The sequence below is a fragment of the Cyanobacteria bacterium GSL.Bin1 genome (assembly GCA_009909085.1).
In the GTDB taxonomy this organism is placed as follows: domain Bacteria; phylum Cyanobacteriota; class Cyanobacteriia; order Cyanobacteriales; family Rubidibacteraceae; genus Halothece.
Window position 1 is genome coordinate 34,015 of sequence record JAAANX010000033.1, and the last position, 26,951, is coordinate 60,965.

Annotated in this window: 30 protein-coding genes and 1 tRNA gene; 9 read left to right on the plus strand and 22 right to left on the minus strand. The window is 43.2% G+C overall.

From position 1 onward, the window contains the following. Position 1 precedes the first annotated feature (1 nt). From GVY04_02025 to GVY04_02050, 6 genes are all read right to left on the minus strand, one after another. Entirely contained in the window at positions 2-367 is a 366-nt protein-coding gene (locus tag GVY04_02025) for a DUF1818 family protein (protein ID NBD14951.1), read from the minus strand. Between the two features lie 72 nt (positions 368-439). After that, positions 440-673, minus strand: coding sequence for a DNA-directed RNA polymerase subunit omega (locus GVY04_02030; protein ID NBD14952.1), 234 nt, complete (start codon positions 671-673; stop codon positions 440-442). Positions 674-747: 74 nt separating this feature from the next. Next, positions 748-2,100 carry a signal recognition particle-docking protein FtsY gene (gene ftsY, locus GVY04_02035; protein NBD14953.1) on the minus strand — a complete coding sequence of 451 codons (1,353 nt, stop codon included), beginning with the start codon at positions 2,098-2,100 and terminating at the stop codon, positions 748-750. 24 nt (positions 2,101-2,124) lie between these two features. Then, positions 2,125-2,769, minus strand: a complete 645-nt coding sequence (gene nusB / locus GVY04_02040) for a transcription antitermination protein NusB (protein NBD14954.1) — start codon at positions 2,767-2,769, stop codon at positions 2,125-2,127. 241 nt (positions 2,770-3,010) lie between these two features. Beyond that, positions 3,011-3,514, minus strand: coding sequence for a hypothetical protein (locus GVY04_02045; GenBank protein ID NBD14955.1), 504 nt, complete (start codon positions 3,512-3,514; stop codon positions 3,011-3,013). Between the two features lie 614 nt (positions 3,515-4,128). Beyond that, a tRNA-Gly gene (locus tag GVY04_02050) sits at positions 4,129-4,199 on the minus strand. Positions 4,200-4,311: 112 nt separating this feature from the next. On the opposite strand from GVY04_02050, the gene GVY04_02055 reads away from it, so the two are divergent. From GVY04_02055 to GVY04_02065, 3 genes are all read left to right on the plus strand, one after another. After that, positions 4,312-4,983 carry a biotin--[acetyl-CoA-carboxylase] ligase gene (locus GVY04_02055; protein ID NBD14956.1) on the plus strand — a complete coding sequence of 224 codons (672 nt, stop codon included), beginning with the start codon at positions 4,312-4,314 and terminating at the stop codon, positions 4,981-4,983. Positions 4,984-5,145: 162 nt separating this feature from the next. Next, entirely contained in the window at positions 5,146-6,708 is a 1,563-nt protein-coding gene (gene lysS / locus GVY04_02060) for a lysine--tRNA ligase (protein ID NBD14957.1), read from the plus strand. A gap of 4 nt (positions 6,709-6,712) precedes the next feature. Further along, positions 6,713-7,501, plus strand: a complete 789-nt coding sequence (locus GVY04_02065) for an RNA methyltransferase (protein NBD14958.1) — start codon at positions 6,713-6,715, stop codon at positions 7,499-7,501. A gap of 102 nt (positions 7,502-7,603) precedes the next feature. Here the strand turns inward: GVY04_02065 and GVY04_02070 are convergent, their stop codons facing one another. Beyond that, a complete protein-coding gene (locus tag GVY04_02070) occupies positions 7,604-8,347 on the minus strand; it encodes a DUF3153 domain-containing protein (GenBank protein NBD14959.1) in 744 nt (247 codons plus the stop codon). A 179-nt stretch (positions 8,348-8,526) separates the two neighbouring features. Between GVY04_02070 and GVY04_02075 the strand changes: the two genes are divergently transcribed. Next, positions 8,527-9,222: a hypothetical protein gene (locus tag GVY04_02075; protein NBD14960.1), complete on the plus strand. Its 696-nt coding sequence runs from the start codon at positions 8,527-8,529 to the stop codon at positions 9,220-9,222. Between the two features lie 447 nt (positions 9,223-9,669). Here the strand turns inward: GVY04_02075 and GVY04_02080 are convergent, their stop codons facing one another. Both GVY04_02080 and GVY04_02085 read right to left on the minus strand, forming a co-directional pair. Continuing rightward, on the minus strand, positions 9,670-10,020 hold the full coding sequence (locus GVY04_02080) for a 4a-hydroxytetrahydrobiopterin dehydratase (GenBank protein NBD14961.1): 351 nt from the start codon (positions 10,018-10,020) through the stop codon (positions 9,670-9,672). Positions 10,021-10,035: 15 nt separating this feature from the next. Next, a complete protein-coding gene (locus GVY04_02085) occupies positions 10,036-10,671 on the minus strand; it encodes a bifunctional phosphoribosyl-AMP cyclohydrolase/phosphoribosyl-ATP diphosphatase HisIE (protein ID NBD14962.1) in 636 nt (211 codons plus the stop codon). A gap of 225 nt (positions 10,672-10,896) precedes the next feature. Here GVY04_02085 and GVY04_02090 point away from each other — a divergent pair, with 225 nt between their 5' ends. Then, entirely contained in the window at positions 10,897-11,646 is a 750-nt protein-coding gene (locus tag GVY04_02090) for a DUF2974 domain-containing protein (GenBank protein NBD14963.1), read from the plus strand. An 85-nt stretch (positions 11,647-11,731) separates the two neighbouring features. Here GVY04_02090 and GVY04_02095 read toward each other — a convergent pair whose 3' ends face one another. The 4 genes from GVY04_02095 to GVY04_02110 all read right to left on the minus strand — a co-directional run bounded on the left by GVY04_02095 (position 11,732) and on the right by GVY04_02110 (position 13,887). Beyond that, positions 11,732-12,271, minus strand: a complete 540-nt coding sequence (locus tag GVY04_02095) for an NAD(P)H-quinone oxidoreductase subunit J (protein ID NBD14964.1) — start codon at positions 12,269-12,271, stop codon at positions 11,732-11,734. Between the two features lies 1 nt (position 12,272). Then, positions 12,273-13,025 (minus strand): NADH-quinone oxidoreductase subunit B, encoded by a 753-nt coding sequence (locus GVY04_02100; GenBank protein NBD14965.1) that lies wholly within the window; start codon positions 13,023-13,025, stop codon positions 12,273-12,275. Continuing rightward, positions 13,016-13,378 carry an NAD(P)H-quinone oxidoreductase subunit 3 gene (gene ndhC / locus GVY04_02105; protein NBD14966.1) on the minus strand — a complete coding sequence of 121 codons (363 nt, stop codon included), beginning with the start codon at positions 13,376-13,378 and terminating at the stop codon, positions 13,016-13,018. The genes GVY04_02100 and ndhC overlap by 10 nt, the downstream gene beginning before the upstream one ends. A 143-nt stretch (positions 13,379-13,521) precedes the next feature. Further along, positions 13,522-13,887, minus strand: a complete 366-nt coding sequence (locus tag GVY04_02110) for a cupin domain-containing protein (GenBank protein ID NBD14967.1) — start codon at positions 13,885-13,887, stop codon at positions 13,522-13,524. Between the two features lie 200 nt (positions 13,888-14,087). On the opposite strand from GVY04_02110, the gene GVY04_02115 reads away from it, so the two are divergent. Then, entirely contained in the window at positions 14,088-14,492 is a 405-nt protein-coding gene (locus GVY04_02115) for a RusA family crossover junction endodeoxyribonuclease (protein NBD14968.1), read from the plus strand. Then, a complete protein-coding gene (locus tag GVY04_02120; GenBank protein NBD14969.1) occupies positions 14,492-15,172 on the plus strand; it encodes a hypothetical protein in 681 nt (226 codons plus the stop codon). The genes GVY04_02115 and GVY04_02120 overlap by 1 nt, the downstream gene beginning before the upstream one ends. 30 nt (positions 15,173-15,202) lie before the next feature. On the opposite strand, the gene pyrR is transcribed toward GVY04_02120, so the two are convergent. Both pyrR and GVY04_02130 read right to left on the minus strand, forming a co-directional pair. After that, the gene (gene pyrR / locus GVY04_02125) at positions 15,203-15,733 is read right to left on the minus strand and encodes a bifunctional pyr operon transcriptional regulator/uracil phosphoribosyltransferase PyrR (protein ID NBD14970.1); all 531 of its coding nucleotides are present in this window, start codon (positions 15,731-15,733) and stop codon (positions 15,203-15,205) included. A 28-nt stretch (positions 15,734-15,761) separates the two neighbouring features. Beyond that, positions 15,762-16,241 carry a DUF2062 domain-containing protein gene (locus tag GVY04_02130; GenBank protein NBD14971.1) on the minus strand — a complete coding sequence of 160 codons (480 nt, stop codon included), beginning with the start codon at positions 16,239-16,241 and terminating at the stop codon, positions 15,762-15,764. 191 nt (positions 16,242-16,432) lie between these two features. Between GVY04_02130 and GVY04_02135 the strand changes: the two genes are divergently transcribed. Then, on the plus strand, positions 16,433-17,365 hold the full coding sequence (locus tag GVY04_02135; GenBank protein ID NBD14972.1) for an NAD-dependent epimerase/dehydratase family protein: 933 nt from the start codon (positions 16,433-16,435) through the stop codon (positions 17,363-17,365). Between the two features lie 113 nt (positions 17,366-17,478). Here the strand turns inward: GVY04_02135 and GVY04_02140 are convergent, their stop codons facing one another. The 7 genes from GVY04_02140 to GVY04_02170 all read right to left on the minus strand — a co-directional run bounded on the left by GVY04_02140 (position 17,479) and on the right by GVY04_02170 (position 25,004). Then, positions 17,479-18,558: a DUF3086 domain-containing protein gene (locus tag GVY04_02140; protein ID NBD14973.1), complete on the minus strand. Its 1,080-nt coding sequence runs from the start codon at positions 18,556-18,558 to the stop codon at positions 17,479-17,481. 29 nt (positions 18,559-18,587) lie between these two features. Further along, positions 18,588-19,037, minus strand: a complete 450-nt coding sequence (locus tag GVY04_02145; GenBank protein ID NBD14974.1) for a DUF3119 family protein — start codon at positions 19,035-19,037, stop codon at positions 18,588-18,590. Between the two features lie 38 nt (positions 19,038-19,075). Next, positions 19,076-19,876: an MlaE family lipid ABC transporter permease subunit gene (locus GVY04_02150; protein NBD14975.1), complete on the minus strand. Its 801-nt coding sequence runs from the start codon at positions 19,874-19,876 to the stop codon at positions 19,076-19,078. Position 19,877: 1 nt separating this feature from the next. Continuing rightward, positions 19,878-22,574, minus strand: a complete 2,697-nt coding sequence (locus GVY04_02155) for a HAMP domain-containing protein (protein NBD14976.1) — start codon at positions 22,572-22,574, stop codon at positions 19,878-19,880. A 155-nt stretch (positions 22,575-22,729) separates the two neighbouring features. After that, positions 22,730-23,272, minus strand: coding sequence for a chemotaxis protein CheW (locus GVY04_02160; protein ID NBD14977.1), 543 nt, complete (start codon positions 23,270-23,272; stop codon positions 22,730-22,732). Positions 23,273-23,284: 12 nt separating this feature from the next. After that, positions 23,285-23,656 carry a response regulator gene (locus GVY04_02165; GenBank protein NBD14978.1) on the minus strand — a complete coding sequence of 124 codons (372 nt, stop codon included), beginning with the start codon at positions 23,654-23,656 and terminating at the stop codon, positions 23,285-23,287. A 148-nt stretch (positions 23,657-23,804) separates the two neighbouring features. Continuing rightward, positions 23,805-25,004 (minus strand): DUF4388 domain-containing protein, encoded by a 1,200-nt coding sequence (locus tag GVY04_02170; protein NBD14979.1) that lies wholly within the window; start codon positions 25,002-25,004, stop codon positions 23,805-23,807. Positions 25,005-25,238: 234 nt separating this feature from the next. Here GVY04_02170 and GVY04_02175 point away from each other — a divergent pair, with 234 nt between their 5' ends. Next, on the plus strand, positions 25,239-26,951 hold the full coding sequence (locus tag GVY04_02175; protein ID NBD14980.1) for a hypothetical protein: 1,713 nt from the start codon (positions 25,239-25,241) through the stop codon (positions 26,949-26,951).

Sequence of the window (26,951 nt, forward strand, 5' to 3'; positions counted from 1 at the left end):
CTTAACCCATAGAAAAATTCTGCACCGCTGTAATCAATTCTGGAACCGCAGTGGCTGACCAATTCCCTTCTGCGCCACGCCCCGTTTGGAGAATCAAGCGCAGGGAAAAGGAATGGGGATAGCCTTCCACTTCTAGCCAAACTTGGTCTGATTCCGCTTCGCACGCAATTCTCTCTTCCTCAACCAATTCTTGCGCCATAGTTTCCATGGTGGTCGCCAGTTGCAATAATAAGCGACAAAAATCCTGAAATTCTGTTGTCGTTAATTCAATCGCCCATTCATCACTACCGACTAAGCCTTTATAGGTGGTGGCATAAGGATTCCAACCCAGCCGCCAACCCGGTGCTTTTTTCAGAATGCGATCCATGGTTTAAATTCATCTCTTTACTCAGAACCGATCACGAGCGTTAGCGCGATCGGCTCTTTCCCCAAATGATTATTACTCCCCAATAATTTCCGGTTGAGTCAGTTCATCCGACATTTCAATAATGGCACGGATGGGAGGCGTCATTAAGGGATCTTCGAGATTGTCTTGCGCTTTATCTTCACTACGACGACGCTTGGCGCGTTTTGCCACTTGCACCGTAATCCGATAGCGATTGGACGCAGCATTCATTAACTGTTCAGCCCGTTGGACAATCTCATCCGAGTTAAAAGAGGAACGTTTATACATTCTTAGAGTAGTTCAGCCGATTTGCTAAGCGTGATAACACATCTATCAGGATAACGTATTCCCCAAGAGAGACCTTAGCTTAACAGGGCTTCAGCAAACTCATAACTGGAAAAGGGACGTAAATCTTCAATGCCTTCACCGGCACCAACAAAGCGAATGGGAAGATTGAGTTGTTTGGAAATCGCTAGGGCGACCCCCCCTTTAGAACTACCATCCAGTTTAGTCAAAACCACACCGCTTAAACGGGCGACTTCGGTAAAGGCTTCCGCTTGCTTCAACCCATTTTGCCCTAAGCTAGCATCAATGACCAGGAGCGATTCAATCTTGGCATCAGGGGCTTTTTTGTCAATGACTTTGCGGATTTTGCTCAACTCTTCCATCAAGTTTTTCTTGTTTTGTAAGCGCCCAGCGGTGTCTACTAAGAGCAGTTCTGTGCCTTTATTTTGGGCTTTAGTTATGGCATCGTACACCACCGCTGCGGGATCGGTATTTTTTCCCGGATTTGCAACGACTTCAGTATTGGCGCGATCGCCCCAAGCTTTGACTTGTTCCACTGCTGCCGCCCGGAAGGTATCGGCTGCGGCAATCAGACAGCGATAATCCGATTTTTGACCGAGATGAGCCAGTTTACCAATGGTGGTGGTTTTTCCTGCCCCATTCACACCTGTAATTAACCAGATATTGAGCTGGTCTTTTTCTGGGGCAAAGGTGACGGGGGTATCTTTATTTTGGAACGGACGTTCTAGAATGTCTTGGACAATTTCTTTTAAATACGCGATCGCGCTCTCTAACGGTAACGCTTCTTCGCGCATTTTCGCCTGTAAGGTTTCGATGATGTAATCTGTCGCTTCAATCCCCACATCCGCTTGCAGCAGCAGGGCTTCAATTTCCATTACTGCATCATCATTGAGGGGTCCTTTTCCAACCGCTGCTTTTAATTGATTGAGGAAATTACGGCGCGTTTTCCCTAACCCCCTCCGCAACTGTTTTAACCAGCTAATTTCTTCTTCTGAAATGTCTTCCGGTTTCCGCCCTTGATTAGCTAGCACTTGTGCTGACCAAGTGGTTTCTTCATCTTCCTCACTGACAGGGGCTGCAGCAACGGGTTCCGGTTCCGGCTCAGGTTTTGGTTCTGGTTCTGGCGTATCGTCGATCGCGCTTTCTTTGAGCTTCTCCAATCCTCCTGATTGTTGCAACCAAGTGGGAGTGGCAGCGGAGGCGCTACTGGTTTCCTCACTGGCAACCGGAGATTCCTCCACCTCAGTCGGGGTTTCTTCTGTTGCGACTTCTTGTGTTTCCTCTGTATTTAACGCCGGTTCCTCTGAGGAAACTTCTTCTTGTTCTGACGCTGTTTCTGACGAAACATCAGATTGAGAGGTTTGTTCCTCTTGTTCATTAAATTGACGACGAAACCAGTTAAAAACCATGACACCTCCAAGATTGCTCATTCATCAAGCGCGAGCCGATGACGAGGGTAACTCTAAATTTTTGCTCACGCGCCGTAAAACACCATTAATAAAACGATACCCTTCTTCATCAGAATACCGTTTTCCTAACTCCACTGCTTCATTGATTGCAATTTGTACCGGCGTCTCTAAAAAGACCATTTCTGCAACGGCAATTCGTAGCAGCGAGCGGTCAATTTTCGGGAGGCGATCAAAATTCCAATCCACTAGAGAAGCCCGAATGGCATCATCAATTTCCTGGCGATGCTCAACAATCGTGGTTAACAGTTGCAGGGTATAGTCCCGTACTTCTTGTAAATTGGCAATGTAGAGAAATTCTGGTAATTCCACAGCATATCCCAGACGATTGATCGCCGTTTGGGTTAAGTCAACCGCATCCGAAACCATCGTCTTGGCACTATTCATTGTTGTGGCGCGGGTTTCACTACTCAGTAAGCGATCTCGCCCTCGCTTTAACTCTTGTGCCGCATTTTCAATGGCTTCTTCAACTTCATGAGTCAGCGTGCGAATGGCAGCGAGTACAATGCTATGTAACTCTTGCTGAGAAATTTTTTCGGGGTCTTTCCCCATTTGACCTTGACTTAAGAGAGCCAGCTCGCGGGCGACCCGACGCGGTTGTTTTCGTTTCATCTCAATTTAGGCACATTCTTGCTGAATTGTATTTAAAAGCATAGCAGTGACAAAGTCTTTCCTCATCTTCGCTCCTGGCTTGAGGGGAAGATGATCGTCCTGATCATACTGCTGCGATGAGATGAATTGAAAAATATTGTGTTTTTAAACGATGATTCGGCAATCAAGCGCAAAAAGAGGGATGCCATCGCTGCGATTGCCTGCCTTTGTGAATAAGCAGCGATGGTAATTCTGACCCCAATTAATTCTGCTTAACATCGACGTGAGTTTTGATCGCTTGCCAAATTGACAAGACTCCTTCCAACCAACCTTGGGCAAACGTAATCCGACTTTGAGGATCAACTTCCAATAAATGAGCGAAATCGGGGTCATGAAGCCGTGCTTGCTCTGGATATTCCTTCAGGTCGAGAAAACTCCATAAATAGTCGAGGACATCTTCATCGAGTGCTTCCGCGAGAGAGCTCACCCGTTCAAAGTGCTGGTAATCTTTGTAGGAGAGTTTTGAACTGGAGCGAATTCCGAGTTCAAATCCTTCTTGATGGACTTTGTTGAGAAGGACATTTTTTTCAACCCGTAGCCGTTCGACTAAATTCTCTTGTCCTTGCGCTTGTTGTTTGAGTTCTTCACAAGTAATAGCCATTTCTAAAGCCTCCTGGCAAATCGAAGAAATATTGAAGTTGTGTTTGACAGCTTGCAGCCGTTCAAATAATTCATCAGGAACGGCGATGGTGACTCTGTGGCTCACAACTTTCTCCTTAAATCTGTGTACTCTTATACAATAACCTAAATAATTACATAACAACTGGGAATGATAGATTTTGTTACATAATTTACAGATTTTAGTTGAATGTTATGTAACTGCGGATTGAGATCGAGAGAATGCGGTTATCAAGGCATACAAGTTTGGAATACCCAAAATTGGGATGATGATCCCGAACTGATTGCCGTCCCTTCTGGCAGAATCGCGATTAGCTGCAAGTAGCGGGAAAGATATTGTGGTGTGGGAACAAACTCAAAAGGTGCGGAATGCATCTTCACTGCGTCGCTTCAGGCCGCTTTCCAGCTTGAATTCAATTCAAGGTGGGTCGGCAGTTTCTTCGACCAGATGCGTCTAAATCCTCCTGTTATTTGTTGCCACTATCCCCCCCCACAGGACTCATTAAAATTAATTCTCCTGTTGGTGTTCATTCCATTGGTACATTTGGATTTGCCATGCAAAGCTGATCAAACTGTTCATCGCTCAAATGCACCGGTTTGATATCTAGAGTAAGGGGAAGCGTCCACATAACAGTACCACCTTACCAATTAGGTTAATTAGAACCCAGTGAAACTGAAAACAATTATAGATTAAATCATTTAAGCGGGCGGCGGGAATCGAACCCGCATCATCAGCTTGGAAGGCTGAGGTTTTACCACTAAACTACGCCCGCGCCCTTTTTATTCGCTCTACTAGGTTAGCACAACCGATTCCCCTTAGCAAGCTCTCGGAAAAATTGGTTATAGTATGGCTGTCATTTCCTCTCTAACACTGGCTAACCAAAGATGATTGAAGCTTACCATTGGCAAGAACAAGTTTTCCCTTGGTCTCATTATCGAGAGCTAGCCTCAACGAATCATACGGCTTGGCAACTCTTAGAAAAGGGACACTCCTCTCCTTTAATTGTCACGGCTGACCAGCAAACTGCAGGCAAAGGACAATGGGGAAGGCAATGGGCATCAGCAGCAGGGGGACTTTATTTATCTTTACTACTGACTCCACAAATGAAAGTCGAACAACCGTCTCATCTCACAATTGCTAGTGTATTTGGGGTGACAGAACTTCTCAACTGCTATCAAATTCCAGTGCAAATTAAATGGTTAAATGATATTTTCCTAGAGCGGAAAAAATTAGGAGGCGTTTTAACAGAAACTCGCATTCACAATCAACAACTGAAAGCCGTTGTAATTGGTATTGGCATTAATTGGAGTAATCCAGTTCCTGAGAGAGGAATCGCCTTAAAAGATTATCTAAATGAAAATAAAATCACAGCAAATCTTAATTTATCTCCCAGTTTAAAGAGGGAATTGATGGTTTCCTACTTGCCAGTGCAACTAACTGATTTAACGGATTTAAAGTATATTATTCTGGCTGGTTTACTATGGGGCTACCAATGTTACTCTCAAGCAGGACTGAGGGAAATTTTACCTCAATATGAAGCCCGGCTTCTCAGTTGAGGCTACCTTTAGATCCTCATGCTACGAAACGAACAGGGATCTACTATAATAGGCTGTGCTGTTGTTTCAGTCTTGGTGCTACCGCTAGACGGTGCAGCTTTCTTGCTCGGTTCTGTAGACCAGCGTTGTTCGTTTTTCAGTGTTTATTATTGATTATTGAGTATGTCCTCCTCTCCAGAAAAAAACAATCAACAAAGTGCTTCTAGTCTAAAGGATATTCGGGCTACGCGCATTCAAAAAGCAGAAGCCCTAAAAGAAGAAGGACTCAATCCCTTTGGCTATAAGTGGGACGTTACCCATCATGCAGGAGAATTGCAGCAGCAGTATGTTGACTTAGAAAATGGAGAAGAAGCGGCAGTAGAAGTTTCAATTGCAGGACGAATTACTGCTCGTCGGGTCTTTGGAAAACTCGCCTTTTTTACATTACAAGATGAAACAGGGACAATTCAACTTTATTTAGATAAAAAGCGCATCACTGCTGCAATGCCTCATCTGGATAATGCGTTTAATTTGCTTAAAAAGCAAACTGATGCCGGTGATTTTTTAGGGGTTAAAGGAACGCTTAAGCGGACAGATAAGGGAGAACTCTCAGTCAATGTCAGTGAATATGATATTCTGACTAAATCGTTACTGCCGCTTCCGGATAAATGGCATGGGTTAACGGATACAGAAAAACGATATCGTCAGCGCTATGTGGACTTAATTGTCAACCCGAATGTGCGGGAAACATTTCGGAAACGAGCAAAAATTATTGCTGCAATTCGCCGCTATTTGGAAGGCAATGATTTCTTAGAAATTGAAACTCCTGTTTTACAAGCAGAAGCGGGGGGGGCAGATGCGCGTCCGTTTGTCACCTATCATAATACTTTAGAGATGGATTTGTATCTGAGAATTGCAACCGAACTTCATCTCAAACGCTTAATTGTGGGTGGGTTTGAACGGGTTTTTGAACTCGGTCGAATTTTTAGAAACGAAGGAATTTCAACTCGTCATAACCCGGAGTTTACTTCGATTGAAGTGTATCAAGCTTATGCCGATTATTATGACATGATGACCCTTACTGAAAATATTATCACCTGTGCTGCGAATGAAGTTTTAGGGTCATTAATTTTGTATTATCAGGGAGAAACGATTGATTTAAATTCCCCTTGGAAACGGGCAACAATGCACGAATTAATTCAAGAAAAAACAGGGATTAATTTTAATCAGTTTCATGAGTTTACTGAAGCTAAAAAAGCAGTAGAAGAAGCAGGAATTGAGGTGCCAGAAGAGTGTCAATCTTTAGGAAAGCTCTTAAATGAAGTCTTTGAACAAAAGGTAGAAGCAACCTTAATTCAGCCGACCTTTGTTCTTGATTTTCCTAAGGAAATTTCTCCTTTAGCAAAGCCTCACCGTTCTAAGGAAGGATTAGTGGAACGGTTTGAGTTATTTGTCGCGGGACGAGAAATGGCAAATAGTTTTTCGGAGTTAACGGATCCTATTGATCAACGGGAACGTTTGGAATTACAAGCTGAGAAAAAAGCAGCTGGGGATTTAGAAGCTCATAATGTAGATGAAGATTTTTTGACCGCTTTAGAGTATGGAATGCCCCCAACAGGAGGCTTAGGGATTGGCATTGACCGCTTAGTCATGTTATTAACGGATGCCCCGAGTATTCGGGATGTGATTGCCTTTCCCTTGCTCAAAGGAATGACGACAACCAGTACGGAGGAAGCAGAGAGCTAAATTTGTGCTGACAAGTACCAAGAACCCCCTGATTAAAAATATTCGTAAACTTCATCAGAGTAAGTATCGCAAAGCACAAGGTCTGCTTTTGCTGGAAGGAACGAATTTGCTGGAAGCCGCTTGTGAGGCTAACTATCTTTTAGAAACAGTCTGCTATACCTCCTACTGGCAAGAAAAACATCCTCAACTATGGGAAAAACTTGAGCAACAAGCACAGCGAATTGAATTAGTATCGCCAGAAGTACTCAGCGCGATCGCGCTGACCAAAACGCCGGATGGCATTATGGCTATTGCCCCCCGTTCGTTACCACCCCCTGTCGATCTTGCCAGCATCCAATTCGGGTTAATGGTGGAACAACTGCAAGATCCGGGCAATCTGGGAACCATTATTCGCACAGCAGCAGCTACCGGTGTGGATTGTCTCTGGGCGAGTGCCGATAGTGTAGAATTTGATCATCCGAAAGTCTTACGAGCATCGGTTGGGGCGTGGTTTCGCGTGCCAATGGCAGTGGAAACCGATATTCAGTCTTTGCTTGAACAATTCCCTGGACAAGTGGTGGCGACGGTTCCGACGGCTGAGAAAACCTATTGGGAAGTGGATTTTCAGCAACCGACGCTGATCTTGCTCGGTAATGAAGGTGCCGGTTTATCGTCAGACTTAACTTCTTTAGCGGACGAATGGGTCAAAATTCCCTTAGAAGGGGGAGTTGAATCTTTAAATGCCGCGATCGCGGCGTCTCTCCTTTTATACGAAGCAAAACGACAAAGATGGGAAAACGGGGAAACGGGGTAAGGGAGAGAGTTACTTTGAATAAGGCGATACTGATCGGTGGAAGTAGGGGAAAGGAGCAAGGGAAGAAGATATTCCCTTAAGAACTGATCTCCTAAAGCAACCCTAATGAACCGCGGCACGGGAAGAAAACCGGTCTTTTAAAGATAAACCAATATAAACAATAATAACAATCGCGATCGCGCCCCAACCGAGGGGTTCGGGTAGCCAAAACACCACTTCAATTTGATTGTTTTCTCCGGGTTGGAGATACCAGATGGTTTCAGTGCCGCTTTGTTTCACTAAAGATTGATTTCCGTTGGCTTCTGGATTGATAATTTTCATTCCCCAAGGGGTTTGGAAGCGAAATTCTAAATCTAAAAGAGAACTTGCCCCCACTAGCAACGAATTTTCTCCTTTGATTGTTCCCAAAGCAGTTAAATCAATATTAAGTTGCACCTGGGTTTGTTGAAACAGAATAAAGTTATTTTGCTCGGTGGTGAGTTGAGAGTCAAGTTGCACTAACTCACTCGGTGCTGGCGTCGCTGTTGAATGAGTCGGATTAAAAAAGCGATTAAACTTGCTTTCTAATTCTTGGGCATTGGCAAAAGGAATAGTCAATTCCACCGCTTGTGGTGAAAGGCGCTGCGTTTTTCCCCCAAGTTGTCGCGATCGCGTTTGCAAACTGCCTAACCAGTCTTCAACATCGGCTTGACTAAAGTTTGTTAGTTGTTGACCTAATTCTATGTGTTGGACAATTTCCCCGCGGTGTAAACCATTAAAGTTAATGCCCACATCGTAGTGAACACAACCGGAGAGAAAAAGGGGAAGCAATAAGAGTAAAAGGCGTTTCCAAGCAGAATTGATGATCATAATCCGGTGATGGACGACAACTATTCATCATAGTGGGTTGTCGAGTTGAACAGAGGCATAAATAACGAGACGAATTCCTTAATTAATCCAGTTTCTAGAAAACGTGTCAAGATACATTACAATGTGTTACGATTTATTAAGTTTGTGACTTAACATTTTATCTTCGCTTTCCCTTCATGACCTTTTTTAACGTAACAGAACCTGTCCTCCGTCGTAAACAAACTGCCCTTGACGTGCAAGATCTGTGTGGATTGCTTAAAATCAACATTGAAATTGGGAATAATCAAGTCTTTTCTGCACTTTACACGAGAATCGATCAAGTTTTACTGTTATGGAGCGCGATCGCGCTGGCAATTTTTTCCTGTGGTCAGTTTCTAGCCATTAGCTGGATCACTCAAGCTTACCTGTCATCGCTTCTGACTTTAGCAGCGATCGCAATCATGATCCTGTTCACTCGCTTCTGGACACAAGTCGAACAATTATCTTGGGTCATGTATTTCTGGAGTGGCTTAATGCTGCTGAGTTTAAGCCTGACGAATTTAGGTATTTTGGGCGGTTGGGGATTGATTCTCCTTAATTTGTGCCCCCTCTGGCTGGGAAGTTGCGGTCTTGGGTATGTCGTGACCGGTTTCGGATTGCGTTCTCGTCTCTTCCTTTTGATTGGCTTAGCGCATCTGGGGGGAATTCTCCTCTTACCGCTGATTGCCAGTTGGCAATTTTTATTTACAGGTTTTCTCATTGCCAGTAGCTTAGCTTTGTTATCCGCAGTGCAGTGGGATATGCGCGAACCGATTGCTTCTCCTGTCTTATCAACCGCTGAGCAAGAATTTAACCGCCAACAGCAATCATTTAGACAACAACACGACCATTAATCCGGAAGAACTTTAGAAAAAGTTTAATTTTTTTGTAGTTTATCTTACAAAACCGGTAACAATTATCTATCCTAGAAATAAGGTTATTTAGTGAGTACTCAGTAGCATTGCCTCTATCAGCAGTTTTGCTGTTTGGGCTGAGAATTTTCTTCCGAAGGAGAACGACGTCAGGAAGAAAAAGGGCATTGAATCAAGAAAGCGCGAATTGAATCATGAAATCATCCAACACAAGTTTTGATTGAGTTACGGGTTTGGGGTTTTTGTCGTTTCCCCCAATTTGCAACTTTGAAGGGAGTGCGAAACCACTCATCAGAACAGTCTGACAAGGTTGACCTACTTGAGACAACATTAAGTTAACAATTAACTCAATCAAGACTTTGCTTCTTTCAAGCCAACCCCCTGCTCAAAGCGAACAAAATCAGCTTGGGCAGGGGGTTGGGATTTTATTTAAGAGTTGACTTGCTCAACAACCTCATCTGTTTTGGCTGCCATAATAAAATCATTCTGATGCAGACCATTAATGGTATGGGTCCACCACTGAACCGTTAATTTCCCCCATTCCACAATTAAAGTGGGATGATGTTGTTCTTGTTCGGCGATGTCTCCAACCTGCTGCGCTAATGCGAGGGCGCGTTTAAAGTTGGCAAGCGTATAGCTGCGTTCTAAGTAAGACGTTCCGTTTTCATTCTTGAGAGACCAATCAGGAATTTGCGGTTTATATTGAGCAATTTCCTCTTCAGTAACGGGTGGAACATTGCCTTGACAGGGAACACATTGCTGTTGAGATAAAGTTGCCATAATTGATTCCTCCCTTCATCGTTTTCGCTCTTGTAGTTTTTTATAAACTGCTTTCACATCGACGTTATGGTGAGACATAGCGACTAATGTGTGATAAAGCAGATCAGCCACTTCCGACGCGATCGCGCTGGGGTCATCATCTTTACACGCCATCACCACTTCCGCTGCTTCTTCGCCAATTTTCTTGAGCATTTTATTATCGCCCCCCGCCATCAAGTTACAAGTGTAGGAGTCGGGGGTGGGATGATCGCGGCGCTCACAGATAACATCATAAAGCCCAGACAAAGTATCGGCGGGCGGATCCGCTTTACTCCCATCCACTTGATGGAAACAGGATCGTTCACCGGTATGACAAGCAATCTCTCCGAGTTGTTCAACCGTAATTAGAAGCGCATCACTATCGCAGTCGTAGCGCACAGCTTTCACTTTTTGCAAATGCCCAGAGGTTTCTCCTTTGTGCCATAATTCTTGGCGCGATCGGCTCCAAAACCAAGTTTCTCCTGTTGCCAAGGTTTTTTGCAGAGAGGTTGCACTCATCCACGCCATCATCAATACTGTACCATCCAAATAATCTTGGACGATGGCAGGAACTAATCCTTGTTGGTTGTAGCGAATTTGATCAACCGGAATGGCTTGGGAAAAATCAGTCATCTTTGCCGATGGGGAGTTTTGCAGTGAAATTATAGCATTCGGAGGAAACGGTGCTGCCATCTTGACCAGAGAGGGCAATCGAGAGCCGTCATCTTATAATAAATACGTAAGTGGTGAATTTCATAATTTGTATAAAACTTTTCAGAATTGCATTTCACTGTTACTCATCCACTGCTTGCTTCGATCATTGCACCTCATTACTAAAATTTTAGAGGCATTAGAATCATGAATTACGCCCAAGCCACTCAATGTGCTCTTCTTTCGGAAGAGATTTATCAAGAGTTTTCCCAGATTCAGTTTAGTCATTTTCCGAATCTTACTCCGGTGTTAATTGACAAAGAGGATACGGGGACTCAATGTGCAATGTTATTAGATTCAACGGAAGATGCCATTTATATTGTCTTCCGAGGAAGTGAAGAAAAAATCGATTGGACTACCAACTTTGATTTGAATAAAGTCACATTTGAAGAAAACGTTATCCACCAAGAAATTGTTGACAAGCTTGAAGAAGTCTATCCTTACGAAGAAAAGAGTCAATCCGGTGCCAAGATGCATCAGGGGTTTGTGAATGCTTATCTTTCAGTCCGAGAGGAGATTCATCATCAGATCAAGAATTATACTGCTTCTCAAGTGGTTGTAACCGGTCATAGTTTGGGTGGGGCATTATCAACCTTATGTGCCGTTGATATCCAATATTGCTTCGGCCAACAGTTTGCCATCTCTACCTATACCTTTGGTTCTCCCCGCGTGGGGAACGAGGGGTTTAGAGAATCGTTTAACAAGCGCGTACCCAATAGTTATCGCTTTATTTATGGCATGGATCTTGTGCCGGCTTTACCCCGACCTTGGCAAGGATATCGCCATGTGGAAAAAGAATATCGGCTAGGACCTCGTTTCAGCTTGAATTTTCTTTCTCAACGTTTCCGCGATCATGACATTATGAACTACATTACCGCATTGAAAGCATTAGCTTGATGAGTCATCTTGATTGCTAAGATACAGATTAAAATCCCCCCAACCATATACAGTTAGAGGGACAAGCAATCGTGCTGAGATGGCCTTAATAAGCGTGTTGAATTTCGTAAAATTCTGGAGAAACGTAATCTTTACGCAGGGGCCAACCCACCCAATCTTCATTCATCAACAGCCGTTTCAGATTGGGATGTCCATCAAAAACGATACCGAACATATCGTAAGTTTCCCGTTCTTGCCAATCAGCCGTTTTCCAAATCCAATAAACTGATGGCACGCGAGGATTGTCACGGGGTAAAAAGACTTTGATGCGCACTTCCTCAGTGGAGTCAGCATCATCATACACTTTTGCTAGGTGATAAAAGCTCACTAACTCCTTCCCGGGACCCGCATCATAACCGCCCTGACATTGCAGATAATTAAATCCATTCTGATAAAGGGCAGTTGCAACCGGTAGCAAGGCATCTGCCTCTACCCGAATCATTTCCACGCCCCGATGGTCGGCGGGGAGGGCTTGATTCTCTAAGCCATTATTAGAAAGCCAGGAGGAAACCGCACCGGGTTCAACCAGTTGCGATTCTTCTTGATTGGCTTCTTCGTTTTGAGTCTGTTTTTCTTGTTCAGCCACCTTAAGCCTCCTCTTTTTGGGTTTGGGATTCACTCAACGCTGGTGAGAGAGGTGCTTCCATTGCTTCGGCAAGTTCCTTCGGCGGCGTTTCCCAAGTGCCTTTTCCTAAATATTGTCCATCATGGATGGGCTGAACCACTTTCATGTTGTGAGTCGTGCTGTAATAGCGATGGGTTTGTTCAATAGAACCTGCCCGTTCTTGGATTGACTCGTTCGCAATTTTCTTCCGGAGTTTGACAATCGCGTCAATAATGGCTTCGGGACGCGGTGGGCAACCGGGAATATAAGCATCTACCGGAATTAATTTATCAACCCCGCGCACGGCTGTGGGAGAATCCACACTAAACATCCCACCGGTAATCGTGCAAGCGCCCATGGCAATAACATATTTCGGGGCAGGCATTTCTTCATAAAGCCGCACCAACGCCGGTGCCATCTTCATCGTAATCGTACCGGAGGTAATAATTAAGTCGGCTTGCCGAGGACTGCAACGGGGCAATAAGCCAAACCGGTCAAAGTCAAAGCGAGACCCAATGAGAGCGGCAAATTCAATGAAGCAGCAAGCAGTACCATACATCATTGGCCAAAGACTCGATAACCGCGACCAATTGTAGAGGTCATCAACGGTTGTCAGAATCACGTTTTCTGATAAATCTTGCGTTACTCCCGTTCTACTAGCAGGATTCAAGATTTTTTCTTTCTGTTGTTCTTCTAAAGTTCCTTGATTCATAGTTGATTCAGAATTCATGACCATTCTAATGCTCCTTTGCGCCATGCGTACACTAATGCCACAACAAGAATGGCAATAAAGATTAGGGCTTCGACAAACGCGAGTAGTCCGAGTTGACTAAAGGCAACTGCCCAGGGATATAAAAAGACTGTTTCGACATCAAAGACCACAAACACCAGCGCAAACATATAGTAACGAATGTTAAATTGAATCCAGGCTCCGCCCATCGGCTCCATCCCAGATTCATAGCTGGTGCGTGTCTCTGGTCCCCCGCCACTGGGTCGTAATAATTTAGCCGCAGCGAGGGCAATGACAGGGATTAATGAGCAAATGAGCAAAAATCCCAAAAAGTATTCATAGCCAGTTAGTGCAAACACGCGGTTCTTTCCCTCTTGTTAAGTGCAAACTTTGTTATGTTTCTTTACGTTCTACTCTCTATCGTATCTTAATGCGTTGCTAGTAACGGCTCATTCGCTAGGGATAATTAGATGATGAATATTTATAGTGATCTTTAGCTGTTTCATACCCAAACATCATTCTCTGCCGTTAACTCACCGCCCGTATCACCCGTATTTACGATACCCTTTGGCTCGACGAGCATTATCTTGCACTCGTCTTTCGCAGAGGGTTTATGCTCGACCCCTCGCGGAATAACGTACATTTCTCCGGCTTCGAAAGTCACTTTGCCCTCCCAAAATTCGATGTCGAGCTCGCCATCAACGACGATAAATACTTCGTCAGTATCGGAGTGCTTGTGCCAGACGAATTCGCCTTGTAATTTAACCAACTTGAATTGGTAATTATTCATCTCAGCAATAACTCTAGGAGACCAATGCTCATGAAATTTAGCGAATTTATCTTTGAAGTTTATAGGAGCGTATTTCATAGGAGTGCTGCAACAAATAAACCATCCATAATGTCTTGAAATTTCCCTAAGCAGCCTATAGCTACTGGATGATCATTTTCTTGGATTACTCTAGAATCTCCATACAGCTAACTATTAGTTATTCTGCCACTCGGTTCAGGATGTAGGTAGAGTAGTGACAGCCATATAAAATAACTCATAACCTTCTACCTAAAAGTGCATTGACGAGATTCGAGTTTATAGTAGATGGTCCGCCAGTCTCACAACAGACTCGCCGGCGTGAGCGTCTTCGAGCTTGGAAGAGCATAGTACGGCAAGAGGCTGAAAAATGTTGTTCACCAGAGCAAAAAGTAGCCACTGGTCCGATTATGCTTCAAGTGACCTATTTCTACGATGCCATTGCAATCGATGTGGACAATATCGTCAAGCCAATTCAAGATGCCATAATTGGATTAGCTTATATTGATGATGATCAAGTAACTGATGTTCTGGTCAGGAAGAGAAATTTGTCAGGTAACTTTAAAGTAGAAAATATGACGCCCACCCTTGCCGAAGGCTTTTCTCGGGGAAATGAATTCCTTCATATTGTCGTCATGGATGCTCCTGATCAAGAGGTACTTATCTGATGGTAACCCCAACTGCGAATTTAGAAAGAGAGAGATTACTGCAACTCGCAGAGGAATATCGTAACAAGGGGTACGAAGTTTCCTTTCATCCCAATCCTGAGGATCTACCTGATTTTCTTAAAGGTTATCGCCCTGACTTGATAGCAAGACACGAAAATGAATCTGTGATCGTTAAAGTTACCTCACGCTCTTCTCTTGATTATTCTTCTACACAATATTTACGTAATCTAGCCCAAGTTGTAGAAAAACATCCTGGTTGGCGATTTGAGTGGGTGATGACTAATCCCGAGGATGCTACTTATGGATCAAAAGCGGAAAGGTCTCTTCAGAAACCTGAAATAGAAACAAGACTAGACCTAGCAAAGCAACTTGCCAAACAACATCCAGAATCAGCAATTCTCTATTGTTGGTCTTTAGTTGAAGCAACTTTAAGGCTGATTGCAGAGCAAGAGAAACTGAGTTTACAAAGATTCGATCCACTTTATCTAGTGAAACAACTAGTGAGTGAGGGTGCGATTTCTCGAACTGAGTATCAGGTACTGATGAATGCACTCTCATTACGTAACGCGATTGCTCATGGCTTCAAAACCCCCCAACTGACGCAAGAATCTGTGTATGAGCTCATTGATCTGACAGAGCAATTCTTGAAAACTTTACCCGCTAGTACCAGGGTAGACTGAGCATTCACCTATAGCCAACAGTTGAATCATTCAGGACTTAGTCAGTTCCACTGCATCTCGCCCATCTAAAGCTTCTAAATAGACCTTCACTTGTTCTTCATTAGCGGTGGGTAGCTTTTTCCCGGTAAAGTCGGGATGAATTGGGAGTTGGCGATGTCCGCGATCTACTAATACCACCAACCAAATTGCTTCTGGTCGCCCATATTCGGTGACTGCATTCAGGGCAGCGCGAGCGGTACGACCTTTATAGATTACATCATCCACTAAAACGATAATTTTGTCGGTGAGATCAAAGGGAATGTCAGTTCTGGCAGGAGTGCGGGTCTTAATTTGGTCGAGATCATCCCGGTAAAAAGTAATATCTAAGGCGCCCACGGGAACCGTGATGCCTTCTAAGGTTTCAATTTGTTGGGCGAGACGTTGGGCGAGGGGAACACCACGGGTATGAATCCCTAAGAGGATTAGCTTTGAAGGGTCACTGGCTTTTTCTAGGAGTTGGGAGGCTAACCGCGTAATCGAGCGTCTAATTTCTGCAGCGGATAAAATTTCAATGACTGTCATGTTGCTACAAGTGAGGGGTTGTGAGTCGCTACCTTGAGTGTTTTCTGAGGCGAGGAATGAGCCATAAGCCAAGAAAATAAGCAATAATAGCAGCGATCGCGCCGACAACGGTACAACCCAAAAGTAGGGTCACGGCAAAAACTTGTCCGGCTTGCAGTAACTCTGTCGTCGATGTCCAATCGACATCTGTTGATAACTCATGGGTTCCCAGGAGAAGTTGTCCCACTTTGAAGTTAAACAGATAAATGGGAACATAGGTAAAGGGGTTACTAATCCAAGTGCCCACAGCCGCAGTTAACTTATTTCCCCGCACGAGAATCGCCAGGAAAACGCCAAGAATGGTTTGCGCCCCAAAAAAGGGAAATAAGCCTGCAAAGACACCCGTTGCTAACCCACGCGCGATCGCGGGAGTCGTACTACGTAAGCGAATAATTCGCAGATAGACATAACGGAATTTTCGTTTCCACCAAGCCTGTCGTTTCTTAATTAAATAATAAGTGGGTTGCATCAGTTGATTGGAGGCAATGTGAGTCATCACAATATTATTATCATCTTAACCAATGCTCAGCGCAGACGTCTTCGCTGACAGATAGAGTTCATGGCGAAACGACATTTGTCTTTTTGATAAATTCTCCCTGTGCTTCAAAAAGGATGAGACAATAAAATGATGATTGCTTGTGTTAAAGGGAGTCAAATCTAATGCGGATTTTAATCATGGGTGGTACCCGTTTTATTGGGGTTGCCCTAACTAAAATTTTAGTCGAACAAGGACATGAAGTAACCTTATTTAATCGAGGGAATAAACCCTCTCCTCTTGAGGGGGTGAAAGAAATTCATGGTGATAGAAAAGATCCAGAACAACTCAAAGAAAGGTTGGCAACAGCAAGTTTTGATGCCATTTTTGATAATAATGGAAGAGAATTAAGTGATACACAACCCTTAGTAGAGTTATTTAAGGATCAAATTGAACATTTTGTTTATGTTAGTTCGGCAGGGGTTTATTTAAAGTCGGATCAAATGCCTCACTATGAAGCGGATGCGATTGATCCGAAAAGTCGCCACAAAGGAAAACATGATACAGAAACCTATTTAAGTGAAATGGGGGTTCCTTGGACCTCTGTGCGCCCGGTTTATATATATGGGGCAGGGAATTATAATGATTTGGAAGCGTGGTTTTTTGATCGGATTGTGCGCGATCGCGCAATTCCGATTCCCGGTCATGGCGAACATATGACTCAACTGGGTCATGTCCAAGACTTAGCCTATGCCATGGCATCAATTTTAGGGAATAAAAAAGCCTTGGCACAAGTTTATAATATTTCAGGCGAACGTTATGTTACTTTTAATGGGATTGCTCGCGCTTGTGCAAAAGCGATTGGAAAATCTCCCGATCATTTAAAGTTAGCTCACTATAATCCTAAGGATTTTGACTTTGGTAAAAAGAAAGCCTTTCCCTTACGAACGCAACACTTTTTTGCCGATATTAGTAAGGCAAAAATGGATTTAGGTTGGCAACCCCAATACGATTTAATTAGCGGCTTAAAAGAATCTTTTGAAAAAGATTATCTCGCTCAAAATCGTCACGAAGCCGAGATTGATTTTTCCCTTGATGACCAGATTCTTTCCGCCTAAAAAAAGACAACGAGCCCGGGGAAAAGCTTGATTCGGGAAAAAGGATCAAGGAACTGCTTCAATCCCTTTGTCCTTTCTCCCTTTCGCTTCCTCACCCAGTTTTCTTTCAAAGATCAAAAGTCATAACTCGGAGAATCTTGAAAATCTTTGGCAAACGCTAGCCATAGCGGAAACTGCAGTAAAGAAAGATCCACTTCATTTTCACTTTGGTCAATAATAATCAATGGTAGATCTTCATCCTCGACAATACGATCCGCTCTCTGAACCAGTGATTCTGGACTTTCAAACAAGACCACTCCCCGATTGGGTCCAAAATCGCTCCGAGAAATACCTAAACAATCTTGTAGCCCACGACGCCATTCCCCTAATCGTTCCGGGGAATCTGCTAAAACCAGGGTGCGCAACTGTTCTCCATACAGCTCTCGCAACACAGCAATAATCGCAGAAGCCACTAAAATATTCTGTAAACGACTCCCCATTGTAGGAATTGTCCCTCTCCCTGCTAGGGTGAAAAACCATTCCTGAGCGCGATCGGCATGAACCGGTTCAAACGTCCGCCGTAATTGCCAGGGGGGACCATAATAATCGGGAAAAGTTCGATATTGATCGAGTAAGGTCCGAATTTGTCGAGCTTCTTCTTCCCATTCTTGTTGGGCAAATTGTGGGAAAGCCTTTTTCGGTTCCGGTGGCGGTGTAGCCGGTAGCGGATTTTCTTCGGCAACGGGTTCTTCTAAGCTGGGTAAATCGAGTTGTTCAGCAGCAACCGCTAAATCCTGTAAACTTCCGACGAGATAGTCTTTGAAGCCTTGCACTCGTACTGCTAGTTCTTGAGAAACCCCGGCAAAAGTAGTGCGCATTTCTTCGGTCGCGCGATCGCGCCGTCGTTCTAACTGCTCAACCGACTGTTGCAAATTTTGCCGTTTTTCTTCTAGTTCTTGCACACCCTGTTGGATCATTTGCGCGATCGCGCGCTTGACAGCAGCCGTTTCCTCGGCAATACGTTGTTGTTTTTGGGCTTCTAGGGTTTTAATTTCTTGTTCTAATTGTGCTTTTTGGGCTTGTAACTGTTCTAAATCAGCGCTTAAATCCACTGCAGGAAAGTCCTGTTGATTGGTTTTCAACAGGGCTTGTTCATGAATATTTTTCCGGTTTTGATCAATGGGTTGGGGAGAGTTAGATTCTTCAATTGGCATAAATGAATTACTTTTATTATTTATTATTTTTATCGTGAATTAGGGATTGCTTCTGAACGATCAAGTTTTATTTTTTCTTCTAAACACTGCTTTAATTGTTTGGGACTAAAGAGAACGGGAACAAAATGAATACTTTTAACTTCGCGGAAGTAAAACAAAATCGGGACAGACGGCCAAAAAATCTTCCAATTTGACCAATCCTCATAAGGAAATTGGCGGATTCGTTTTTCGGAACGATAAACCTCAAGCGAAGTTTCCGTAAAAGCGAGTCTGATAATAACCGTTTGTAACATCAAGAAAAATGAAAACAAACTAATAATTATGCCTAAAATAACTCCAACCAAAGCCAAAATTTTGCTGCTGAAGACAAGGGTATTGCCCAGGAAAATCAAAGCCAGCCCAATCACGAAAACAGCGAGTGATAACCGATAATCAGGAGATAACGTGATCGTTTTTGAGGTAGAAGGAGAAGATGTCATGATTAATAAACCTCATATCTAGTATTTTTTCTATCGTCTCATGAAACTCCTTGAAACGCACTGCCTGCCCCTTGAAACATCAGCCAGGATAATAAGAAATTCGCAATAAAAATCGCTAATAAGGCAGTGACAACTGCCGTTGTTGTCGATTGTCCCACTCCTTTTGCCCCACCGGTGGTGGTTAACCCCCAACTACAACCAATAATTGCAATTAAAGCGCCGAAAACGCTAGCTTTAATCAAGGCACTGACTAAATCCCACAATTGTAAAAAATTTTTAGCCGAATCTAAAAAAACCGTATCGGAGAGATTATAGACAGTGGTTGCAATTAGTAACCCTCCTGCCATCCCTGTCATTAGCGATAAAATGGTGAGAATAGGCAACATTGTACAACAGGCAATCATCCTGGGAATGACCAAATATTCGATTGGATCTGTCTTGAGAACATAAAGGGCGTCAATTTGTTCAGTTACTTGCATGGTACCAATTTCAGCAGCAAAAGCAGAGCCAACTCTCCCCGCAATGACCACTGCGGTTAAAACCGGTGCCAATTCTCGCGTTAGCGCGATCGCGAGCACCCCTCCGACAGCGGTTCCCGCGCCAAAATTAATAAACTCCCGTGCCACCTGAATCGTAAATACCATACCGACAAAACTTGCTGTAATCAAAGCAATAACAAGGGAATCAGGACCCACGACCGCCATTTGTTCTAAGGTATTGCGACGATGAATTTTGTGGGGTTGTAAGTGTAACAGGAGTTGTCCCCCTAAAAATAGTGCTGCCACGACCCGCTGCACCCATGACCCTAACCCGGTTTTCAACGTCATTTGATTAGTGATTCTATTTATCTTCAGGATTAACGCGGAATCGTTCCACCGAAGCCAAAAGATCCCCCGCTAAACTTACCAAATTTTGGAGTGCAGTTGAAACCTGCTGCGATTCTTGAGAGGTTCCTTGTGCTGTCATTTCTACCGATTGCATCACCTGCGCTACCGATTGAGCGGTTTCTGATTGTTCCACTGTATCAGCCGTAATCGACTGGACAAGAGAGTCAATGCGATTAGAAACTTGAATAATATCTTCCAAGGCATTTTTGGCTTGTTCCGCCCGTTCTGTTCCCTCAATTACCTGTTGGGTTCCTTCTTCCATCGCAATCATCACCGAGCTGGTTTCACTTTGAATTTGCAGTACAATTTTTTCAATCTCCCGCAAAGACTTCGTTGAACGGTCAGCAAGCTGTCGGACTTCATCAGCAATTACGGCAAAGCCCCGTCCGGCTTCTCCCGCACGCGCTGCCTCAATGGAGGCGTTTAAGGCTAAGTTGTTCGTCCGAGTGGCAATTTGGGAAATGACCGAAACAATCTTAGAAATTTCTTGAGAAGATTCGGCAAGACGCTTCACTTTGCGGGTACTTTGCGCCACGGTTTCTCGAATTTGGAGAATCCCAGCCACGGTACTATCCACCGCTTCTCCTCCTTTGAGTGCTGTTTCTGAGGCAGTACGAGCAACCGATTCCGCTTCTTTGGCATTATCCGCAACCCGTTGAATGGACTCTGTCATCATCTGTGCTGAATTCAAACTGACGGCTAACTCTTCGGCTTGTCGCAGGGCATCTTCCGATAATCCGCCGGCAAAAGAGGCACTTTCCGCTGCCCCTTCATTCACTTGTCGAGCCGCTTCTTTCACCTGTTGTACAATTGTACGGAGACTACGAATGGTTAAGTTAAAGGCATCAGCAACTGCACCGAGAACGTCGGCACTCACCTGCGCCTGAACCGTTAAGTCTCCTCGGGCTGCCCCCTCTACATCATCGAGTAAGCGAATCACTTGACGCTGTAAATCTTCTTTTGCTTGTTCTTGTTCTTGGGCTTTGCGTTGGGCTTCATTCATTGTTGTAGAGACCACTCGCGTCATCTGGTTGAAACCGGACGCCAATTGCCCAAATTCGTCTTGAGAATAGACTGTGGCTTTCGCATCAAGATTTCCTTGCTGAACGGCATATAACTGTGCTTGTAAATCGCTAGTAGAACGTTTAATTTGCTTAACGACCACACCACCCATTACCCAAGTAACGGCACCGCTAGCAGCACCTCCCACTAATCCAACTGCACTTGATTTGACCAAGTTACCCAAAAAGGTCGGTTTATTTTCTCCAACTGTGGATAGAGCAAAACTTCCTACGGCAACTACTACAGCAGAGGCAATTCCCACAGCACCCGAGAAGATTTTTTGTTTTTTCGCTAAAGAAGCATTTTCTAAAAAGGCAAGTGACCCTTGTTCCTGTTCAACAACAGGTTCGTCATCTTGGCTGCTGCCATCTAACGAGCGATCTGCCCCTACTTCACGAGTCTCTGCCGTATTAAATAATTCAGCACCTTGCCTTTGCTCAGGAGAACTGGCAAATAAGCCTTGACCGCCACCTGTATGATTTTCATCAGTTAAGATTGCGCTCTCTTCCTCTGAAAAGGCATCAAGGGTTTCTTGGCTGGTTACTGTTTCGTGATCGTGACCCTGAGGACTTTCTTGATTTTGCGAAAAAGCACCAGAAGACCCCCCTTGGCCGGAGGATTTCGTGTGACCCTCACTCAAATTAGCAGACTGTTCTGTTGGCTGGGGTTGTATGTAACCAAAAGTATGCAAATCATCATCTTCCCCGTCTTCTAGAAAGTCTTCATCATCAGTATATTGATCAAAGTCAAATTCTTCCTCAATCAAGCTAGCATCTGTACTATCCCCTTCTGAAAATGATGCTGATGCAGCGTTTTGAGTATGCGAAAGAAGCGTGCCTTGATTTTGTGAATCATCATTGCCACTAGTAGAACCAGTACTATGATTGAAGCGAGTTGGAGCTTGATTCTCTAAATTTTGCGAGTCTTGAGAATGAAATGAGTTGGTCATGTCTGATGCTTCTAAATTAGTGACCTCTTCATCTTCTTCATCAAAATCATCATTTAATGCAGAAATAGCAGTCACTTCATCTTCTGACAACTCAGTAAAGGGATTGACTGGTTCTCCTTCTGTCGTAGCGTTGGCAGGAGCCTCATCAAAAGGATCTGCTAAATCCTGACTTAAATCCCCTGTATATTCATCTTCATCGTCTTCAAACTCTGAGTTTTCTTCCTCTGACCAAATCTCCGTTATATCTTCTCCGTCAGATCCAGATTGAACGATATGCGTTGTTGAGGTTGTCGACCATTGACTGGTATTTGTGGTTGCGGGTGCTTGAGTTGATGCAGCAGAAAAGTTTTCAACTCCTTCTCTTTCCCATTGCTCAACTGTTTCCAACCCGGAATTAGCGCATTCAATATAATCTTCGTTGTCGGTGTTTTGAATCACTAAATTATATTGTTCTTTAGCGCCTTCAAGGTTTTGAAAATAACAATAAATATGACCTCTCAGGAGTAAAAATTCTGGATCATTGGGTGACTCCTGAACTAACTTTTCAATGATTTCTGCTGCCTCTTCATAGTTGTCTGTGATATAAGCCGTCTTGGCTCGCTCATATTCTTGTTGGTTTTTGTGGGTCCTTGATGCCATTTCCCGTTGTGCCTCCCAATTTGCTATTTAATAATAAATTTTTCTCAGGAGAGATGATTTTTTTGAATTTTATAAGAGGGTAAAGACCGCCTCTCCAGCTTAACTTTATCCTAAATAAATTAGACTCAGTTTTCTCCCGAAACTGAGTATTTTTTTTAGGCAGCCCACCGCGCTGAACGCAAAATTGCTGAAGGATTGAGTAAGAGTAAAGAAGAATTGTCGAGTTCCCATTCTCCTTTAATAAAAGGAGCCATTTCATCAGATAAGTTACTGGGAAGTTCTAATTCTTCTGGTTCAAGCCATTCCATACCAGTAATTTTCTCGACTGCTAGTCCCATCATCATTTCTTGCTCTTCGATTGTAATAACAGGAATTTCAGATCGCTCAGTTGTTAAGACGCCAGGGTCTCCTAAAAACTTTCCTAAATCAGCAACCCAAATCACTTGTCCTCGGAGATTCATTGTACCCAATAAGAGGACAGAAGCATTAGGAATCGGCGTAATTAAGTTTGGGGATTGGGAGACAACTTCTCGAATGCCAGTTGCGGGAATTGCGAGTTCGGTTTGCGAAGGAAGATGAAGTCGTAAATGCAATTCTCCTTCTGGCGGTTCGTATGACTGGAGGTCTGAACTCAGGTCATCTTCTGGATTAAAAGAAGAGATTGAGGCGTTTTCATTAAATTCTGCCGGATTAGTCATTACAATTTCACTCTATCCCCTTAGCAACTGCTTAATCGTGCCGATTAGTTCTGTGGGCTCAAACGGTTTGGCAATATAAGCATCCGCGCCTTGTTTCATTCCCCAGTATTTATCAAATTCTTCTCCTTTAGAAGAACACATAATAACCGGGACATTTTCGGTATTAGGGTCAGTCTTAATTTGACGACAGACTTCATAGCCATTCATCCGAGGCATGACAATATCTAAAACAACGATATCAGGTGGTTGCGTTTTAATTTGTTCTAAGGCTTCCACTCCATCCCCAACACTGATGACAGACGCATTTAACCCACTCCCTTTTAGTAAATCGGAAATCATCTGTCTCTGGGTTACACTATCTTCAACGACTAAAACAGTACTCATATAATTGTGTGTCCTTACTACGGGCTTAAACTGTGACTAAGATTGGTGTTTCATTTTAATCCGATTCTAATGGAATTTGGACGGTTGTGATGATAGAAAATGTAACTAGATTTCTTTAAATCATTATATATTGTGATCTATATCTAGTTTATTGACCATATTCATGTAAAATTTTTAGCAAATCGGTTTCAGTAATGGGTTGTGCTAAAAAACTGGTTACTCCTAAATGCTGGGCTCTGATCAAACGAAGCGGATCCAAAGTTTCTGGAATCAACAGAACAATCGGTGTCGTTGCCAACGTTGGAATATTTCTTAAACTATAGCTCAGTTGTTCCCCCGACCAAGTAGATATCTCTAAGGCACAGAAAATTAGACAAGGCTGCGATCGCGCAACCAGACTGAGTGCTGAAATGGGATCATCAATGATTGTAGTAGTATATCCTTGAGATTTTAAAATATCTTTAATTTGTTGACTAACTTGCTTTTCTTCATTGATGCAAACAACTTGATTAGAGGAAGGGGATTGATCGATTGTCGAGTAATCAACACTCAACTCTGTCCAAAGTTCTTCTTCTGCCAACAGTTGTAACCAGCCTCGCTGGATGTAGGGATAAAGTGCTTGGCTAATGGTCAGTAAGTTTTTATTGAGATAACGAGCAATTCGCCGTAATGAGAGTTGACCCTGACACGCTACAGCTAAGCTACGATAGGCAGAAAAAGTCAAGGCTTGCTTGAGTTCATTTGTCTTGATGATCAGGGGACATTGCTCCGGAGAAGTAATATAGGGATAAAGCTGTTTCCATTGTTGCAATTCTCGTGTTACTTGTCTTAAATTTGGAGTGACTTCAATCGTAGCAAGCTGAGGTTGGAGCACAGTTTTACGCTCAAAAATAAAGTGTCCCTGATTTAAACTTAATAAATCAAATAAGGTTTCATGCACAATATGCTCAAGAATCTGTATGGCTTGTTCAGAAGTCAGAATCTGATGCTCAAGAAGGACCCATAAATAGTTATATTCAGGTAAAACTCTTCCTGTTGTCTGGAAAGAGTCGATGGGCAAAGGAATATTCTCAATTTTTGGTAAATATTCCACAGTTGCTTCTACTTGATAGCGACGAAGATAATCTTGTAAACGTTGTAAATGGAGGTGATTTTGGTTAATTGTATAAGTCAGTTGTCCCTTACTGAAAAAGAGCAACCAAAAGGAAGGCTTAGTGCCAGTGGGAGAAGATTGGTTTTGACTGGGAAATGCTGAGGTCGTTTCGATTAAGAGTTGTCCGGTGTATTGACCACGCTCAATCCACTCTAATAAGCTACGGATATCAAATTCATGCAAGCTACCATACATAAGATTTAGTGAAAACTCCTATCAGTGACCGAAGGGCAAAATTAATAACGAAATTCATTCTGCTAGAGAGAGATTGAAAAAACTAGGGCTTGTCCACCTAAATTATGAAAGTAAGTTAAGATCAATCCCATTGCCTGTTGTATCCCTGATGTCTTTTCCTACAAAAACGGATTCACGGTATGTAAAATTTAGCAGAAGCCAAGTGAGTAAAACATAAAAAAGAGGATTAGGGTCGTGCTGTATATTGCAGAAGTGAAGAAACAGACAAAAGCGTTTATGGGCGGGATGAAAACCGTTCTTCATTTACTGGCTTGTCAACAAAATGATAACCGTTGGAGCGCTATTCCAGGAGAAGACATACTCTCCACTGATGATGTCACACAGCAATTTGCAGAAGGAGTAATCGTCACAGTTAATTTGGGACCGAATCGTCAAGTACAAGGGACATTAGATTTAGCAGGACCAAGGGTCGCTAATTTATTACAAACCTTTTCTCGGCAAGTGGAAAAGACGAGAGGGCAAGAGGAAGAGATTGAAGAGTGGAAGCAATCTTTAACCATTCAAGCACAAGAATTGAACCGACGCCAGAATGAATTACACGAAGCTGAAGTCCGAATTGAAGAAAAAGAAGAAGAACTGAGTGAGTTAGAGCAAGAACGAACTGAAATTCAGCAATTAAGAGAACAATGGGAGCGCGATCGCACTGAGTTAGAAGGGGCTTGGGAACAACTACGAGGAGAACAACAGCGCCTAGAAACCCAACAAGAAGAACTAAAAGGGAAACAAGGGCTAAGCCCAGAACAAGGGGAATCTTTGCGTGCATTGATCCAACAAATCGAAGGCGCGATCACAACGGCGCAAGCAACAAAGAATCCGCTCAATTCGGCTCAAACTGTCGTCCAACAGCAAACCCAAGCCATTAAAGAACAATCAAAAACACTAGAAGGAGAACGTCAACAGGCTGAACAACGACAAAATGATGCCCGCCAACTCAGCGAGCAATTAAAAAACCTTCGCCAGCAATTGCAAGAACAACAAGGAAATTTACTCCAAACCCAGCAGTGCTTAGCAACTGCTCAAAGCCAAATCGACACGAAGCAGCAAATCGTTACTTATTTAAGCGCTCAATTACAAAAACAAAGTGAAGTTAGAGATATTTTGTCTCGCTTAGTCATCAACTCGCCACAATTAAAAATTAACCAAGACGTAGATCTCCAATCCTTAGAAGCAATGCCGCTCGAACAACTAGAAGAAGAGTTGAATACCATGCAAGAGTCCTTTGAGCAGGCTGTTTCTTTTGTTAAAGATCAAGAAGAAGAGTTAGATTACCAATTACAAAGCGTTCGTGAGCTAGAAGAACAATTAAAGCAAGCTCGTAGCAGTGACAAAGAAAATATTCAAAATGAATTAGCCGAAGAAGAAGATCGCTACCGCTTTTTAGAAAAAACTTTAGTGGGTCAACGCCGAAATTTAATGTCAAGGGAAGACATTATAGAGCAATATAGGATTATTTTAACGCGTCGTCAAGGGGATAGCGATTGGGAACCAGAAATTCAAAAAGTGGATTTAAGTCCAATTTTTAATAAAGTTGATCACCAGCGTGACTATAGTGAAGATGAATATCACCAAGTGAATGAAGAATTACAAACTTTACACAATCAAGTTCAAGAATTAGAAAGTAAGCTCAAGGAGCAACAAAAAGAGTGTGACCAAACTCGAAGTGAAATTGAAGCTTTAGAATTGACTTGGCAAGAAACACAAAAAGAAGCGACTGAACGATTAACTCGTGTTGAAGTGAAGGGAGAAATTTTACATCTTCAGGAAAAGAAATTACAGGAGATTCATCAACAACTCAATACGATTGCTGAAGCAATTGAAAATATTAATGTATCAGAACAACAAAATCAATTATCACAGGTACAAGAATTACTTGCCAGTTTATCTTAG

Excerpts from the sequence above, each read along its gene's own strand:
- GVY04_02025 (NBD14951.1), bottom strand. The coding sequence starts at position 367 with ATGGATCGCATTCTGAAAAAAGCACCGGGTTGGCGGCTGGGTTGGAAT.
- GVY04_02030 (NBD14952.1), bottom strand. The coding sequence starts at position 673 with ATGTATAAACGTTCCTCTTTTAACTCGGATGAGATTGTCCAACGGGCT.
- ftsY (NBD14953.1), bottom strand. The coding sequence starts at position 2,100 with ATGGTTTTTAACTGGTTTCGTCGTCAATTTAATGAACAAGAGGAACAA.
- nusB (NBD14954.1), bottom strand. The coding sequence starts at position 2,769 with ATGAAACGAAAACAACCGCGTCGGGTCGCCCGCGAGCTGGCTCTCTTA.
- GVY04_02055 (NBD14956.1), top strand. The coding sequence starts at position 4,312 with ATGATTGAAGCTTACCATTGGCAAGAACAAGTTTTCCCTTGGTCTCAT.
- lysS (NBD14957.1), top strand. The coding sequence starts at position 5,146 with ATGTCCTCCTCTCCAGAAAAAAACAATCAACAAAGTGCTTCTAGTCTA.
- GVY04_02075 (NBD14960.1), top strand. The coding sequence starts at position 8,527 with ATGACCTTTTTTAACGTAACAGAACCTGTCCTCCGTCGTAAACAAACT.
- GVY04_02080 (NBD14961.1), bottom strand. The coding sequence starts at position 10,020 with ATGGCAACTTTATCTCAACAGCAATGTGTTCCCTGTCAAGGCAATGTT.
- GVY04_02085 (NBD14962.1), bottom strand. The coding sequence starts at position 10,671 with ATGACTGATTTTTCCCAAGCCATTCCGGTTGATCAAATTCGCTACAAC.
- GVY04_02090 (NBD14963.1), top strand. The coding sequence starts at position 10,897 with ATGAATTACGCCCAAGCCACTCAATGTGCTCTTCTTTCGGAAGAGATT.
- GVY04_02100 (NBD14965.1), bottom strand. The coding sequence starts at position 13,025 with ATGGTCATGAATTCTGAATCAACTATGAATCAAGGAACTTTAGAAGAA.
- GVY04_02110 (NBD14967.1), bottom strand. The coding sequence starts at position 13,887 with ATGAAATACGCTCCTATAAACTTCAAAGATAAATTCGCTAAATTTCAT.
- GVY04_02120 (NBD14969.1), top strand. The coding sequence starts at position 14,492 with ATGGTAACCCCAACTGCGAATTTAGAAAGAGAGAGATTACTGCAACTC.
- pyrR (NBD14970.1), bottom strand. The coding sequence starts at position 15,733 with ATGACAGTCATTGAAATTTTATCCGCTGCAGAAATTAGACGCTCGATT.
- GVY04_02130 (NBD14971.1), bottom strand. The coding sequence starts at position 16,241 with ATGCAACCCACTTATTATTTAATTAAGAAACGACAGGCTTGGTGGAAA.
- GVY04_02135 (NBD14972.1), top strand. The coding sequence starts at position 16,433 with ATGCGGATTTTAATCATGGGTGGTACCCGTTTTATTGGGGTTGCCCTA.
- GVY04_02140 (NBD14973.1), bottom strand. The coding sequence starts at position 18,558 with ATGCCAATTGAAGAATCTAACTCTCCCCAACCCATTGATCAAAACCGG.
- GVY04_02145 (NBD14974.1), bottom strand. The coding sequence starts at position 19,037 with ATGACATCTTCTCCTTCTACCTCAAAAACGATCACGTTATCTCCTGAT.
- GVY04_02155 (NBD14976.1), bottom strand. The coding sequence starts at position 22,574 with ATGGCATCAAGGACCCACAAAAACCAACAAGAATATGAGCGAGCCAAG.
- GVY04_02160 (NBD14977.1), bottom strand. The coding sequence starts at position 23,272 with ATGACTAATCCGGCAGAATTTAATGAAAACGCCTCAATCTCTTCTTTT.
- GVY04_02165 (NBD14978.1), bottom strand. The coding sequence starts at position 23,656 with ATGAGTACTGTTTTAGTCGTTGAAGATAGTGTAACCCAGAGACAGATG.
- GVY04_02170 (NBD14979.1), bottom strand. The coding sequence starts at position 25,004 with ATGTATGGTAGCTTGCATGAATTTGATATCCGTAGCTTATTAGAGTGG.